The 14,060-nt window shown below is 71.8% G+C and carries 13 protein-coding genes; 9 read left to right on the forward strand and 4 right to left on the reverse strand.

Features of this window, described 5'->3' with window-relative positions:
• Positions 1-15 precede the first annotated feature (15 nt).
• Both BZB76_RS33140 and BZB76_RS33145 read right to left on the reverse strand, forming a co-directional pair.
• Positions 16-1,629 (reverse strand): SpoIIE family protein phosphatase, encoded by a 1,614-nt coding sequence (locus tag BZB76_RS33140; protein WP_246007369.1) that lies wholly within the window; start codon positions 1,627-1,629, stop codon positions 16-18.
• Between the two features lie 118 nt (positions 1,630-1,747).
• Positions 1,748-2,611, reverse strand: coding sequence for a DUF4253 domain-containing protein (locus BZB76_RS33145; RefSeq protein ID WP_121438400.1), 864 nt, complete (start codon positions 2,609-2,611; stop codon positions 1,748-1,750).
• Between the two features lie 248 nt (positions 2,612-2,859).
• On the opposite strand from BZB76_RS33145, the gene BZB76_RS33150 reads away from it, so the two are divergent.
• Positions 2,860-3,321, forward strand: coding sequence for an NUDIX domain-containing protein (locus BZB76_RS33150; protein WP_121438401.1), 462 nt, complete (start codon positions 2,860-2,862; stop codon positions 3,319-3,321).
• Between the two features lie 64 nt (positions 3,322-3,385).
• Positions 3,386-5,737: a penicillin acylase family protein gene (locus BZB76_RS33155; RefSeq protein WP_121438402.1), complete on the forward strand. Its 2,352-nt coding sequence runs from the start codon at positions 3,386-3,388 to the stop codon at positions 5,735-5,737.
• 9 nt (positions 5,738-5,746) lie between these two features.
• On the opposite strand, the gene BZB76_RS33160 is transcribed toward BZB76_RS33155, so the two are convergent.
• Entirely contained in the window at positions 5,747-6,409 is a 663-nt protein-coding gene (locus tag BZB76_RS33160; protein ID WP_121438403.1) for a TetR/AcrR family transcriptional regulator, read from the reverse strand.
• A 73-nt stretch (positions 6,410-6,482) separates the two neighbouring features.
• On the opposite strand from BZB76_RS33160, the gene BZB76_RS33165 reads away from it, so the two are divergent.
• Positions 6,483-8,060: an ABC-F family ATP-binding cassette domain-containing protein gene (locus BZB76_RS33165; protein WP_121438404.1), complete on the forward strand. Its 1,578-nt coding sequence runs from the start codon at positions 6,483-6,485 to the stop codon at positions 8,058-8,060.
• 71 nt (positions 8,061-8,131) lie between these two features.
• On the forward strand, positions 8,132-8,995 hold the full coding sequence (locus tag BZB76_RS33170; protein ID WP_246007370.1) for an alpha/beta hydrolase: 864 nt from the start codon (positions 8,132-8,134) through the stop codon (positions 8,993-8,995).
• On the opposite strand, the gene BZB76_RS33175 is transcribed toward BZB76_RS33170, so the two are convergent.
• On the reverse strand, positions 8,996-9,931 hold the full coding sequence (locus tag BZB76_RS33175) for a LysR substrate-binding domain-containing protein (RefSeq protein ID WP_121438405.1): 936 nt from the start codon (positions 9,929-9,931) through the stop codon (positions 8,996-8,998). It abuts the gene before it with no gap.
• Positions 9,932-10,037: 106 nt separating this feature from the next.
• Here BZB76_RS33175 and BZB76_RS33180 point away from each other — a divergent pair, with 106 nt between their 5' ends.
• The 5 genes from BZB76_RS33180 to BZB76_RS33200 are packed head-to-tail and all read left to right on the forward strand — an operon-like array spanning position 10,038 to position 14,057.
• Positions 10,038-11,474: a 2-hydroxymuconic semialdehyde dehydrogenase gene (locus BZB76_RS33180; protein WP_121438406.1), complete on the forward strand. Its 1,437-nt coding sequence runs from the start codon at positions 10,038-10,040 to the stop codon at positions 11,472-11,474.
• An 11-nt stretch (positions 11,475-11,485) separates the two neighbouring features.
• Positions 11,486-12,271 carry a 2-keto-4-pentenoate hydratase gene (locus BZB76_RS33185; RefSeq protein WP_170180883.1) on the forward strand — a complete coding sequence of 262 codons (786 nt, stop codon included), beginning with the start codon at positions 11,486-11,488 and terminating at the stop codon, positions 12,269-12,271.
• Complete coding sequence (locus BZB76_RS33190) at positions 12,271-13,014, forward strand: 2-keto-4-pentenoate hydratase (RefSeq protein WP_121438407.1); 744 nt, start codon at positions 12,271-12,273, stop codon at positions 13,012-13,014. The genes BZB76_RS33185 and BZB76_RS33190 overlap by 1 nt, the downstream gene beginning before the upstream one ends.
• A complete protein-coding gene (locus tag BZB76_RS33195; RefSeq protein WP_121438408.1) occupies positions 13,011-13,472 on the forward strand; it encodes a RidA family protein in 462 nt (153 codons plus the stop codon). The genes BZB76_RS33190 and BZB76_RS33195 overlap by 4 nt, the downstream gene beginning before the upstream one ends.
• 12 nt (positions 13,473-13,484) lie before the next feature.
• On the forward strand, positions 13,485-14,057 hold the full coding sequence (locus tag BZB76_RS33200) for a 3-hydroxyanthranilate 3,4-dioxygenase (RefSeq protein ID WP_121438409.1): 573 nt from the start codon (positions 13,485-13,487) through the stop codon (positions 14,055-14,057).
• Positions 14,058-14,060: the final 3 nt, after the last annotated feature.

Below are 14,060 nucleotides of genomic sequence, written 5' to 3' on the forward strand. Positions count from 1 at the left end.
CTTCCGCCGGCCCGGTCACGGCTCGTCGCGGCGGACGACGACCAGCGCGACGTCGTCCTCCCGGTGGCCGAACTCGGCGATGATCCGGTCGCCGTACCGTTCCAGTTCGTCGTCCACGTCCGCCGCCACGGTCCGCAGCCGCTCCAGGTTGTCGGCGAGCGGGATGCCGCGGTCCTCGACCAGCCCGTCCGTGAGAAGGACGATGGTCCCGCCGGGCGGCACGCGGGCCTCCTCGACCGCCACGCCGTCACCGAAGCCCGGTTCGCGCGGAAAACCGAGCAGGAGACCACCGCCGCGGCCGTAGCGGGCCTGCCCGTCGGAAATGTGCAGCGGGGGAAGGTGCCCCGCGGTGGCGATGTGCGCGGCGCCGCCCCGGGGATCCAGCGTCATCACGGACATGGTGACCGTCTGGTCGTCGTGGTAGCGGTGCAGCACGTCGTTGAGCAGGCCGAGGATCGTGACGGAGTCGTGGCCCTCGGCGGCGAAGGCGCGCAGCGCGTGCCGGACCTCCGCCATGACGGTGGCGGCGTACAGGGAGTGGCCCTGCACATCGCCGATGGCGACCAGCACCCGGTCGCCGAGATCGATGACCTCGTAGAAGTCGCCGCCGACCTCGGCCTGGTCGCTGGCGGGCTCGTACCGGACGGCCAGCGACCAGCCGGGCACGGACGGCAGCGACGCGGGCAGCAGGCTGTGCTGGAGGGTGAGCGACGTCAGGTGCTCCTCGGTGTAGGAGCGCAGTGCCTCCATCGCGAGCGCCACCGCCTGCCCGAGCTGGCGCAGCAGGTTGGTGTCGTCCTCCGTCCGCGCCCCGCGCATGCCGACCGCGATGCCGATGGGCGGACGGTCGTGCTTGAGCCTCGACACCACGAGCATGAGATCGTCGTCGGCGACGCTGTCGGGCAGCAGCTCCAGCCACCGCCGCAGCGGCACCCGCGCGACCTCGGTGCCGGTGTCGTCGCCGAGTCTCGTCAGCGCGGCGATCCGCGCCGGGATCTCCGGTGGGCAGTCGCGGCGCCACGGCCCGATGCCGAACTCGATGGTGCGCCGTACCCGGCCGTCCGGTGGCAGCACGAACACCGACGCCGGCACCCCGAAGATCGCGAAGGCGCCGCGGGCGGCGACCGCGGCCAGCCCGTCGAACGACGTCGCCGCGTTGATGTCCAGGGACGTGCGGGTCAGTTCGGCCATCCGGGCGGCCATCCGTTCGGCGCGGCGCAGCGCCTGGTAGTAGCGCAGCACCGCCTCGACCGTCGCGAGGAACTCGCCGGGGTCGATCGGGTCGACCATGTAGGCGTCGGCGCCGCGCCGCAGCCCCTGGGCGCGGTCGGCGACGCCCACGGCCTGCGCGGAGATGTGGATGACGGGCAGCGCCCTGGTGTCCGGCGCCGCCTTGATCCGCTCACAGACCTCGATGCCGCTCATGTCCGGGAGCCGCACGTCCAGTACCACCAGGTCGACGGCGTGTTCGGTGAGCCGGACCCAGGTCTCCGCCGCCGTCGAGGCCTCCACCACGGTGTGGCCCGCGCGCCGCAGCCAGCCGCCGATGGTGCACCGCTCGGTGTCGTCGTCGTCGACCACCAGCGTCGTGGTCGCGGCGACCGTCATCGTGCGATCCGGTCGCGCCACCCGGTGCTCACCCGCCCACCGTAATCGCCGTTCCGGTTCGGGGCCATCGGGTATGACCTGGACGTTTACGTGCTATGACCGCCTTTTTTACATCGGTGGGCGGGTCGTCCCGGGTAGGTCAGTCCCACCAGAAGGACCAGTTCGTCTTGCCGCGGATCTCCTCGGCGTACCCGGCGAGCGTCCCCGGGCCCTGGAAGAGGATGTCGGGGCAGAACGCCCAGTGTTCGGCGGCGACATGGACGGCGTGCCGTGTCGTGATCGGTGGCGCCGCGACGCTGAGTTCCAGGGTGTTGAACCCCAGCGCGACGACGCGGGCGCCGAAACGGTCCTCCCAGCCGCGCAGGACGGCGGCGAGCGGCGCGGTCCACTCGTTGTGGTTGAGCGCGCCCTGCCAGCCGACGGCGGCGACCGCGTCGGCGCCGCGCTCCACCGCGACCAGCCCCAGCGACAGGCCGCGCTCGGCGAGGGCGCGGGCGTACCGGTCGGCCACCGTGTCCGGGTCGTCGACCGGGACGCCGGGCGGGGCGAGCCCCGGGCAGTGCCGTCCGAACGGGGCCAGGTCGTCGAGGTCCTCGGGCGCCGCCTGCTCCGCCCAGTCCGACCACACCTCGGACATGAAGGCCTGCGGGACGTAATTGCCGACCTCCGTCACGGGTTCGGGGGCGATCTGCCCGGACGCCCACGGCTGGTCGGTCTCGTCCATCAGCAGCGGCCACAGGCCGGAGCGGGCGTGCTCGGCGCGCAGCCCGGCCCACAGGTCACCGTGGACGGGCTGTTCGCTCAGCCAGAACGCGGGACGCAGCGGCAGCAGGCGCTGCGGATACCCGGGGTCGGGCCAGACCAGGTCCCCGTCGGGAAGCGGCACCGACAGCGTCCGCTCGGCAGCGTCGACGGCGCGGCCGCCGAACCCGCCGCCGTGTCCCGACGGGTCGAACAGCCGCGCCAGATCGCCCGGCAGCCGCCGGACCTCCAGATCATCCATTTCACGCCGTTCCGATACAGAGCATGCCAACAGGATCTTGGCACTGGTGATGGTAACGGCGCCGGGGCCCTGCGTGTCGGCTACTCGGCGCGGACGGTGACCCGTCCGTCGCGAAACACGCCCGGTCGACCGTCGGCGTGCGCGATGATGGCGGGACGGGTCGCCGCGCTCGACGGCCTCCCGCGTCGACGGCCCGAGGGGGAGGGCGACATCCGAAGTGGACCTGCCGTGCGGATCATGATCGCCTCATGATGGAGAGGCCTCGGATCAGGAGGGCGGTGCGGGCCCTCCTGCTGGACGGCGACGCGCTCGTCCTGCTGCGCCGCACCCGGCCGGACCGTCCGGTCTACTGGACGACCCCCGGCGGCAAGATCGAGCCCACGGACGCGAGCCCCGAGGCGGCCCTGCGCCGCGAACTCGACGAGGAACTCGGCGCCACCGCCGGGCCCGTCCGGCAGGTCTTCGCCTGCGCCGAGCAGAGTCCCGAATTGTTCCGGCTGAACACCTTCTACGTGTGCCGCCTGGTGTCGATGGACCTGTCCCGCAGGCACGGTCCCGAGTTCGACGACCCCGACCCCGCCAGGGGCCGCTACGACGTCGACCTCGTGCCCTGCGCGGCCGCCGCCCTCGCGTCCATCGCCCTGATCCCCGAGACGCTCGCCGCCTATCTCCAGGACCACGCCGCGGACCTTCCCGCACTCATCCCCTAGGGGGTTGTCAGACACGCGGGCCTGTGCGAGCTTGGCAGAGCGATCATGATCAAGGAGATTCCGGATGTTACGTACTCCCTTGCGTGTGGCCGGAGCCGCCGTACTCGCCGCGGCGCTTCTGGTGCCCGCCACGTCGTCCGTCGCGGCGGAGAACGGGCGCAGCCCGTCGGTCACCATCCGGTACACCGAGTACGGCATCCCCCACATCACCGCGTCGAGCCACCGGGGCCTCGGCTACGGCACCGGCTACGCGGCGGCGAAGGACAACATCTGCCTGCTCGCGCAGGGCATCGTCACCCTGAGCGGGGAACGCTCGCGGTACTTCGGCCCGGACGCCGCCCCTGACGGGTCGCTGTCCTCCGCGTCGACGAACCTCGCCAGCGACGTCTTCTTCACCCGGATCAACGACAGCGGCATCGTCGAGCGGCTGGCCGCAGAACCCGCCCCTTACGGGCCCGCCGCGCAGGTACGCGACCTGGCCCGCGGCTGGGCCGCCGGATACAACCGCTACCTCCGCGAAGGCGAGATCACCGATCCGGCGTGCAAGGGCGCGCCATGGCTGCGTCCCATCACCGAACGGGACGTGCACCGCCGCATGTACGCCCTGGCCATGTTCATCGGCTCCGGCCTCGTCGCCGACGGAGCAATGTCGGCGACCCCGCCCGGTGACGGCTCGCAGCCCCGAACGCAGCCGCGAACGCAGCCTCGACAGGAGGCCGTCGAGGCGGCGCGGAACCTGATCGCGGGCGCCGACATGGGCAGCAACGCGATCGCGGTCGGCGCGAAGGCCACCGCGAACCGGCGTGGCCTGCTCCTCGGCAACCCCCACTACCCGTGGCACGGCGGACGACGTTTCTGGCAGGCGCACCAGACGATCCCCGGGAAGCTGGACGTCAGCGGCGCCGCACTCCTCGGATCGCCCCTGGTCAACATCGGCCACAACGCGACGTTCGCGTGGAGCCACACGGTCGCCACCGGCCTGCCGTTCGCGCTGACCGAACTGCGCCTGGCGCCGGGCGACCCGACGTCCTACCTCGTGGACGGCAAGGCGCGGAAGATGACCAAGGACGAGGTCACCGTCCAGGCCAAGCAGCAGGACGGTTCCCTGAAGCCGGTCACCAAGACGCTGTGGCGTACCCACCATGGGCCTGTCGTGTCGTCCGTCGACGACATCGAACTTCCGTGGACGACCCAGACCGCCTATGCCCTGATCGACCCGAACGCGACGAACCTGCGGGTGGCGAACACGTCACTGGCCCTGGGCGAGGCCCGGACCACCGACGCGGCCGTCCGCGCGCTGAAACGGACCCAGGGCCTGCCCTGGGTCAACACCATCGCCGCCGACGCGCGCGGCAAGGCGCTGTTCGCGCAGATCCAGGTGCTGCCCAACATCCCCGACGAGTTCGCGGGCCGGTGCAACACCCCCTTCGGCCGCGAACTGTTCCGGACGGCCGGTCTTGCGGTCCTGAACGGCGCCGACTCCTCCTGCACGCCCGGGAAGGCCCCCGGCGCCGTCCAACCGGGCATCCTGGACACCGACCGCTACCCGGTGCTGAGCCGCGGCGACTACGTCACCAACTCCAACGACAGTCACTGGCTGTCGAACCCTGACGAACCGCTGACCGGCTACGACCGCGTCATCGGCAGTGAGAACACGATGCGGTCCCTCCGGACCCGAAGCGGCCTTGTCGCCGTCCGGGACCAGCTCGCCGAGGGCCCGTTCACCCGCGCCGACATGCAGGACCTGATCTTCGCCAACCGCAGCCCCGCGGGGGAGTTGGCGGTGTCCGGCACCGTCGCCATGTGCCGTGACATGGAACTCGGCAAGGCCTGCGACGTCCTCGCCGCGTGGGACAGGACGGTCGACTCCGGCAGTCGCGGCGCCCTGCTCTTCGACCGTTACTGGCGCAGGACCGCCGCCGAGCGGGACGTGTGGAGGACACCGTTCGACGCGTCCGACCCGGTGAACACGCCACGCGACTTCAACCCCGGCTCACCGGCGGCGCGCCAGGCCCTCCGTGCCGCGGTCGACGAGCTGACGTCGTCCGGAATTCCCCTGGACGCGCCGCTCGGCGACCACCAGTACGTCACGCGCAACGGCGAGAGGATCCCGATCGGCGGCGGCACCGAGGCACTCGGCATCCTCAACAAGATCGAGGCGCGGTGGACGCCGGGCAAGGGCTATGTCGAGATCGCGCACGGCACCAGCTACGTGCAGGTGGTCTCCTTCGACGGTGACCGCTGCCCCGACACGCGGACCCTGCTGACCTACTCCCAGTCGGCCGACCCCACGTCCCCGCACTACGCCGACCAGACCCGCCTGTTCTCGAAGAAGACGTGGGTGACCGAACGCTTCTGCGGCCGGGAGATCGACGCCGCCCCGGGGTTGAAGACCATCGAACTCCGCGGGCCCTGACGCCGGGGGTCAGGGCCCGCGGGACAGGCCGTCCAGGATGTGGTCCAGACCCTGGGCGAACGCGGAGTCCCACTGGTCCCCGGGCAGGTGACCGTGGGCGGCGAGGGTCGGGTACCGGGCGCGGTCGCGGGCGAGGTGCTCCCGCGCCGCCTCCTCCGCGGCCGGGTCGTCGTCGTTGCGCGCGCCGATCTGCATGAGCGCCGACCCGATGACGTAGTTGGCGACCGCGTACGCGGCGGCGGCCAGCCGGGGGCCGGTCACGCCCGTGGCGGCCAGGGCGGCGTAGAGGGCGTCGGTGCGGGCCAGGACGTTGGGGCCGAGCAGCGGGCGTCCGCCGAGCACCGCCGCCGACCAGGGATGGTCGAGCATCGCGCGCCGCCAGCCGGACATCAGCGCGACCACGTCGGCGCGCCAGTCCGGACCCGGGTCGCGGAGCGGGACGTCGCCGAAGACGGCGTCGAGGGCCAGTTCCAGCACGTCGTCCTTCGTCTTGACGTGCCAGTACAGCGTCGTGGACCCGGTGTCGAGCCGTTCGGCGAGCCGCCGCATCGTCAGCCGGGCGGTGCCCTCCTCGTCCAGCAGTGCCACGGCCTCCTCGACGATCCGCTCGCGGGTCAGAGGCGGCGCCTCCCGTCGGGGACGGCCCTTCCGTAGCCACACGCTCTCGGTCATGCCCCGCAGACTAGTACATTGAACGACGACCGGATCATTGATCCAGTGACTCGAACACTGTACGAGGAGTTCTGTGGGGCATATCGAGGTGAGCCGTTTGACCTACGCGCTGCCCGACGGTCGTCCCTTGCTGGACGACGTGTCGTTCCGCGTGGGGGACGGAGCCAGGGCGGCGCTCGTCGGCCCGAACGGCGCGGGCAAGACCACGCTGCTGCGTTTGATCGCGGGGGACGTCTCGCCCTCGGACGGCGTCGTGACCAGTTCCGGTGGCCTCGGCGTCATGCGCCAGTTCATCGGCGCCCTTCGCGACGACCGCACGGTCCACGACCTGCTGCTGTCGGTGGCCCCCGAGCGGCTGCGGAACGCGGCCCGAGCGCTGGCCCGCGCCGAGACCGCGCTGGAGGAGAGTGAGCGGAGCCAACTCGCCTACGCGCAGGCCATCACCGACTACGCGGACGCGGGCGGATACGACATCGAGGTCGTCTGGGACACCTGCACGACGGAGGCGCTGGGCCGCCACTTCGACGAGGTGAGATCGCGTGGGGTGACCACGCTGTCCGGTGGTGAGCAGAAACGTCTCGTCCTGGAGGCCCTCCTGCGCGGCCCCGACGAGGTCCTCCTGCTGGACGAGCCCGACAACTACCTGGATGTGGCAGGCAAGGAATGGCTGGCCGAAAGGCTTCGCGCCACGAGCAAGACCATTCTGTTCGTGTCGCACGACCGGCAGTTGCTCGCGGATGCCGCGGACCGGATCGTCACCGTGGAATCACGTGACGTGTGGGTGCACGGCGGCGGCTTCGCGGGCTACGCGCAGGCCCGCCGCGACCGCACCGAACGCCTCCATGAGCTGCGCCGCCGCTGGGACGACGAGCACGCGCGGCTGAAACGGCTCGTCCACACCCTGCGGCAGCGCGCCACGAACAACGACGCGGTGGCGTCCTCCTACCAGGCGGCTCGAACCCGCCTGCAACGCTTCGAGGAGGCGGGGCCGCCGCAGAGCGCCCCCAAAGAACAGAACGTGCGAATGCGTCTGCGCGGTGGCCGCACGGGAAAACGCGCTCTCATCTGCGAGTCGCTCGAACTGGAAGGGTTGACGCAGCCGTTCGACGTCGAAGTCTGGTACGGCGAACGCGTCGCCGTGCTCGGGTCGAACGGATCCGGGAAGTCGACCTTCTTGCGCCTGCTCGCGGGCGAGGACGTTCCCCACGGCGGCGCCCGGCGGCTGGGGGCGCGGGTCGTCCCCGGACACTTCGTCCAGACGCATGTGCGCCCTGACCTGCAGGGCCGCACACCCGCGCAGATCCTCATGGCGGAGAACGCGCTGACCCGCAACGACGCCATGGCGGCGCTCGCCCGGTACGAGCTGGCCCCCGCCGGGCCCCGCCCGTTCGAGACGCTGTCCGGGGGACAGCAGGCCCGGTTGCAGATCCTGCTGCTGGAACTGTCGGGCGCGACCCTGCTCCTGCTGGACGAGCCGACCGACAACCTCGACCTGGCCAGCGCCGAGGCGTTGCAAGAAGGTCTGACCTCGTACGCGGGCACCGTCCTGGCCGTCACCCATGACCGCTGGTTCGCCGCCGACTTCGACCGCCACCTCGTCTTCGGCTCCGACGGGCGGGTGTACGAGTCGGCCACCCCGGTCTGGTCGTAGCCGACCGGTCCGCGCTTGATCGTTTCGCCTCGGAGCGGGAGGCTGGGCCGGATGGCGAGGGGAGTTTCGACGTGAGCGACTGGCCGGGCAGTGAGCTGAGCGACGAGGAACTGGACGTCGCGTACAACGTGCGACGGAAGGCGGGGCCGGAGCTCTTCGCGCGGCACATGGCGCGGTACCGGACGGACTCCGCGCGTGCCGTCGACGGCCTTCCCGGTCGTCCCGGCATCGTCTACGACGAGGAGAGCGGGGAACGGCTCGACGTCTGGGGCGTCGGCGGAGGCGAACCGCGACCGGTGTTCGTCTACCTGCACGGCGGGTACTGGATGGCGCTGTCGCGGGACGTGTCGTCGTTCATGGCGCGAATGCTCCACGAGCAGGGCATCGCGACCGTCGTGCCCGACTACACGCTCGCGCCGAAGGCGACGCTGGAGGAGATCGTCCGGCAGGTGCGGGCGGCGGTCGCGTGGGTGCACCGGCGGGGCCGCGAGCACGGTCTCGACCCGGAGCGGATCGTGGTCGGGGGAAGCTCGGCGGGCGGGCACCTGACCGGGATGACGATGGTCGGCGGCTGGCAGGAGCGGTTCGGGCTGCCGGAGGACGTGGTCAAGGCGGCGATGCCGGTCAGCGGGCTGTTCGACATCCGGCCGATCACCCGGATCTATGTGAACGAGTACGTGCGGCTGGACCTGGAACGGGCGGCGGCGTCGAGCCCCGCGCTCCTACCTGCGGGACGGCGATGCCCGGCCGTGTTCGTCGTCGCGGAGAACGACGGGGACGGATTCCTCACGCAGTCACGGCTGTTCCAGCCGCACTGGAACGCCGGTGATCTGATGGTCGTCCCCGAGCGTGACCATTTCGATGTCGTCCTCGATCTGGGCGACGCCGAGTCGGTGGTCGGCCGGACGCTCGTGGATCTCGTGCGCTCGGTGTGATCAGTCGCCCGACCCGCTGATCTCGACGGCCTCGCGGCGCAGATGGTCCAGCATCAGCCGGGCCGACGGCGTCGGGGACCGGTGCGCGGGCAGCGTGACGCCGACCTGGCGCCGGACGGTCTCCAGCGGGACGGGCAGCGGCGCGATGTCGGCGTCGGTCCGGGCCACCAGATCGGGCAGCGCGGCGATCATGTCGGTGTCGCGGACGAGGGTGCGCACGGTCAGGACCGAGGTGCATTCGACCAGGTTCCCGGGCGGGGACAGGCCCTCCGCGCGGAAGACCTGCTCCAGCTCGGTGCGCAGGGCGGTCTGCTCCAGCGGCAGCACCCACGGGTAGTCGAGCAGGTCGGCGAGGCCGAGGGAGCGCCGGGCGCGGGCGGGATGGCCGCGCCGGGCGACGAGGCGGACGGGTTCGCCGTAGAGGGTGATCTGGCGCAGCCCGCTCAGGTCGCCGATCGGGTTGAGGCGGCCGAGGATCAGGTCGATCTCGCCGTCGAGCAGCCGCGGGACCTGGGCGTCGAAGGTGGCCTCCTGGACGATCACGGTGATGCCGGGACGGTCCCGCTTCAGCGCGGCGATCGCGCGGGGGAGCAGGACGTTCGACCCGGCGAGAAGCGTGCCGATGGTGACGGTGCCGACCGCTCCGTCCGCGAGGCCCGCGATGCGCTCCTCGGCGCGGCGCAGTTCGGCGAGGACGGCGCGGGCGTGCTCGATGAGGACGTCCCCGAACATCGTCGGCGTCACCCCGCGCGGCCCCCGGGTGAACAGCTCGACGCCGAGAATGCCCTCCACCTCCCGCAGGCTGCGGGTCACCGCGGGCTGCGCCAGGCGAAGGTGTTCGGCGGCCCGCAGGACGCTGCCCTGGTCGGCGATGGCGACGACGAGGACGAGATGGCGGAGCTTCAGCCGCCCGTTGAGCAGGTCGATCGCGCGCACCTTCCCCTTGCTATCACAGTTTCGTGATAGCTCCATGGTCGATTGGTATTTGCCAGGCATAGCTTCCCGGGCGGAGGATCGGACCGTCGGCCACGGGAGGGGAGCGATGAAGGCTGAGCACTACGTCGGCGGAGTCTTCCGTTCGGACGGACCGGTCTTCCCGCTCATCGGCCCCGGGGACGGCGCGGAGCTCGGCGCCGTCCCCGAGGCCACCCGGGAGGTCGTGGACGATGCCGTCACCGCGGCCCGCACGGCCCTGCGCGGCCCGTGGGGGACGGCGGGCGTCGAGGACCGGGCCGCCGCGCTGAGGGCGATCGCGGACGGCATCCAGGCACGGTTCGACGAGTTCGTCGACGCCGAGGTCGCCGACACCGGCAGGCCCCGCGACTTCGCCAGGACGGTCGACGTCCCCCGCGCCGTCGGCAACTTCCGCGCGTACGCGGACCTGCTGTATGGACGTCCCGAACGCGCGTACACGACCCAGGTCCCCGGATGGAGCACGGGCACCGGGCAGGCGCTCAACTACACGGTGCGCCGCCCGCTGGGCGTGGTGGCGGTCATCTCCCCGTGGAACCTGCCGCTCCTGCTGTCGACGTGGAAGATCGCTCCCGCGCTGGCGTGCGGCAACACGGTCGTGCTCAAACCGTCCGAGGAGACGCCGTCCACCGCGACCCTCCTCGCGCGGGTCATCGACGACGCGGGGCTCCCGGCCGGCGTGTTCAACCTGGTGCACGGGCACGGCCCCGACGCGGCGGGCGCGTTCCTCACCGGGCACCCGGACGTGGACGCGATCGCGTTCACCGGCGAGTCCGCCACCGGCGCCGCGATCATGCGCAACGCCGCCGACCACGTCACCCCGGTCTCGTTCGAACTGGGCGGCAAGAACCCGGCGCTGGTCTTCGCCGACGCCGACCTCGACGCCGCCGTGGACGGCACGGTCCGCTCCTCGTTCACCCACTCCGGGCAGATCTGCCTGTGCACCGAACGCGTCTACGTCGAGCGGCCGATCTTCGAGGAGTTCGTGACGCGGCTCGGGGAACGGGCGGCGGCGCTGGACGGCTACGGGCCGATGATCTCCGCCGAGCACCGCGACAAGGTCCTGTCGTACTTCCGGCTCGCCCGCGAGGAGGGCGCCACGGTCGTCGCCGGCGGTGGCACGCCGGCGTTCGGGGACGAGCGGGACTTCGGCTTCCATGTCGAGCCGACCGTCCTCACCGGGCTTCCCGAGACGTCCCGTGCCGTCCGCGAGGAGATCTTCGGGCCGGTCTGCCATGTCGCGCCGTTCGACACCGAGGACGAGGCGCTCGCCCTCGCCAACGACAGTCCGTACGGGCTCGCCTCGACGGTGTGGACGCGTGACCTGTCCAGGGCGCACCGGGTGGCGCCGCGGGTCGAGACCGGGATCGTCTGGGTGAACTGCTGGAATCTTCGCGACCTGCGCACCCCGTTCGGGGGTGTCAAGGCGTCCGGGATCGGGCGGGAAGGGGGAGAGTACTCCCTGGACTTCTTCTCCGAGCCCGTGAACGTCTGCATCCAGATCTGAGAGCGAACCCCGTGACCACGAACATCGAGACCGCCGCCGAACGACTCCGCGGCGCCTACGCGGAGGGCGTGCCGTGCGCCCCCGTCCGCGACCTGATCGCGACCGTGGACGACGCCTACGCCGTCCAGGACGCGCTGACCGAGACCTGGCTGGCCGCCGGCCGCCGCCTCGCCGGACGCAAGATCGGACTGACGTCGCGCGCCGTCCAGGAGCAGCTCGGCGTGGACAGCCCCGACTTCGGGATGCTGTTCGCCGACATGGCCGTCCCGGACGGGGCGGAGATCCCCGTGGGCGCCGTCCTCCAGCCGCGCGCCGAGGCCGAGGTGGCGCTGGTCCTGGACCGTGACCTGACCCACGAGCGGCACACCGCCGCGGACGTGATCCGCGCGACGGCGTTCGCGCTGCCCGCCATCGAGGTCGTCGGCAGCCGGGTCCGCGACTGGGACATCACGCTCGTCGACACGGTCGCCGACAACGCCTCGTCCGGCATGTACGTGCTCGGGAACCGGCCCGTCCCGCTGAAGGACGTCGACCTGCGCCTGTGCGGGATGGTGATGGAACGGCGCGGCGAACAGGTCTCCACCGGCAACGGCGCCGCCTGCCTCGGACATCCGCTGAACGCGGCGCTGTGGCTCGCCGACACGCTCGTCCGCGTCGGACGCCCGCTGCGCGCCGGGGACACCGTCCTCACCGGCGCGCTCGGCCCCGTGGTCCCCGCCGCCCCCGGCGACGTGTTCGAGGCCCGCGTCGACGGCCTCGGCGACGTCCGTGTCGCGTTCGGGAAGGAGGAGGGCTGATGGTGGACGTGGACCTGCTGGCTCGGCGCCTCGACGACGCCGCCCGCGACCGCCGGACGATCGCGAGGCTCACCGACGACACCCCGCTGGACGTGCCGACCGCCTACGCGGTGCAGCGCGCCGGGATCGAGCGGCGCCGCGTCAGGGGCGAGCGCCTGGCCGGGGTGAAGATGGGGTTCACCAGCCGCGCCAAGATGGCGCAGATGGGCGTGGACGACGTCATCTGGGGCCTGCTCACCGACGCGATGCTCGCCGAGTCGGCGGTGGACGTGTCCCGTCTCGTCCATCCGCGGATCGAGCCGGAGATCGCCTACCTGATCGGCCGCGAGGTCCGCTCGGTCACCGACGTGGAGACGGCCGTGACCGGCGTCGCCGTCGGCTTCGAGGTGCTCGACTCCCGCTACCGGGACTTCTCGTTCACCCTCCCCGACGTCATCGCCGACAACGCGTCCGCCGCCCGGTTCGGGTTCGGGGCCTGGCACCCGCCGCGCGACGTGTCCAACGTGGGGCTGCTCCTGGAGATCGACGGGCGTGTCGTGCAGTCGGGCTCGTCCGCCGCGATCCTCGGCGACCCGGCGCGGTCGCTGCGGGCCGCCGCCCGGCTCGCGCTCGCCGCGGGCCTGACGCTGGAACCCGGGTGGATCGTCCTGGCGGGCTCGGCCACCGTCGCCGTGCCGGTGCCGAAGGACGCGCACGTGCGGGTCACCGCCGCCGGGCTCGGCAGCGTGGAGGTGACCACATGACGGACCGCGTGCCGGGCCCTGCCCAGCGCGAGGGCGACGCGATCGTCGTCGCGGGCAAGGCCCGCCCACGGGGACGGTTCCCGCACCTGCGGCGCGCCGGTGACCTCGTGTTCGTGTCCGGGACGAGCGCGCGCCGCCCGGACGGGACGTTCGCCGGGGCGAGCGCCGACGCGATGGGCGTCACCGACCTCGACATCCGGGCGCAGACCCGCGCGGTCATCGAGAACATCCGCGACCTCCTCACGGCCGCGGGCGGCGACCTGTCCGACCTCGTGAACGTCACCACCTACCTGGTCAACATGAACGACTTCGGCGGCTACAACGAGGTCTACGGGGAGTACTTCGATGAAACCGGCCCGGCCCGCACGACCGTCGCCGTCCACCAGCTCCCGCATCCGCACCTGCTCGTCGAGATCTCGTGCGTCGCGCACATACCCCAGCAACCCAGGGACCCGTGAGGAGGCCCGAGCATGAAGCTGCCGCAGTTGTCCTTCGGCCGGCCGTTCAACTTCGAGTCGTGGATCGACGACCACCGTGACCTGCTGAAACCGCCGGTCGGCAATGTCCAGGTCTTCGACGACGCCGGACTGATCGTCATGGTGGTCGGCGGCCCGAACCAGCGGACCGACTTCCACGACGACCCGGTCGAGGAGTTCTTCTACCAGCTCAAGGGCAACATGGTGCTGCGCGTCATGGAGGAGGAGGGGCGCCCGCCGGTCGACGTGCAGATCAACGAGGGCGACGTCTTCCTGCTGCCGCCGCACGTGCGGCACTCGCCGCAGCGTCCCGAGGCCGGATCGATCGGCCTCGTCGTGGAGATCCCGCGGCCCGCGGGCATGCGGGAGGCGTTCGAGTGGTACTGCACCGAATGCCACCATCTCGTGCGCCGCTCGGAACTCCAGGTCCGCTCCATCGTGGAAGACCTGCCGCCGGTGTTCCAGGCCTTCTACGACGGCGACCGCACGTGCCCGAGCTGCGGCGCCGTCCACCCCGGCAAGGAGTGGCCGCACGACATGGTGCCGACCACGGCGGCCCGGGTCTGACGG

Origin of the sequence: Actinomadura pelletieri DSM 43383, from assembly GCF_003634705.1 — a bacterium.
GTDB classification, from domain to species: domain Bacteria; phylum Actinomycetota; class Actinomycetes; order Streptosporangiales; family Streptosporangiaceae; genus Spirillospora; species Spirillospora pelletieri.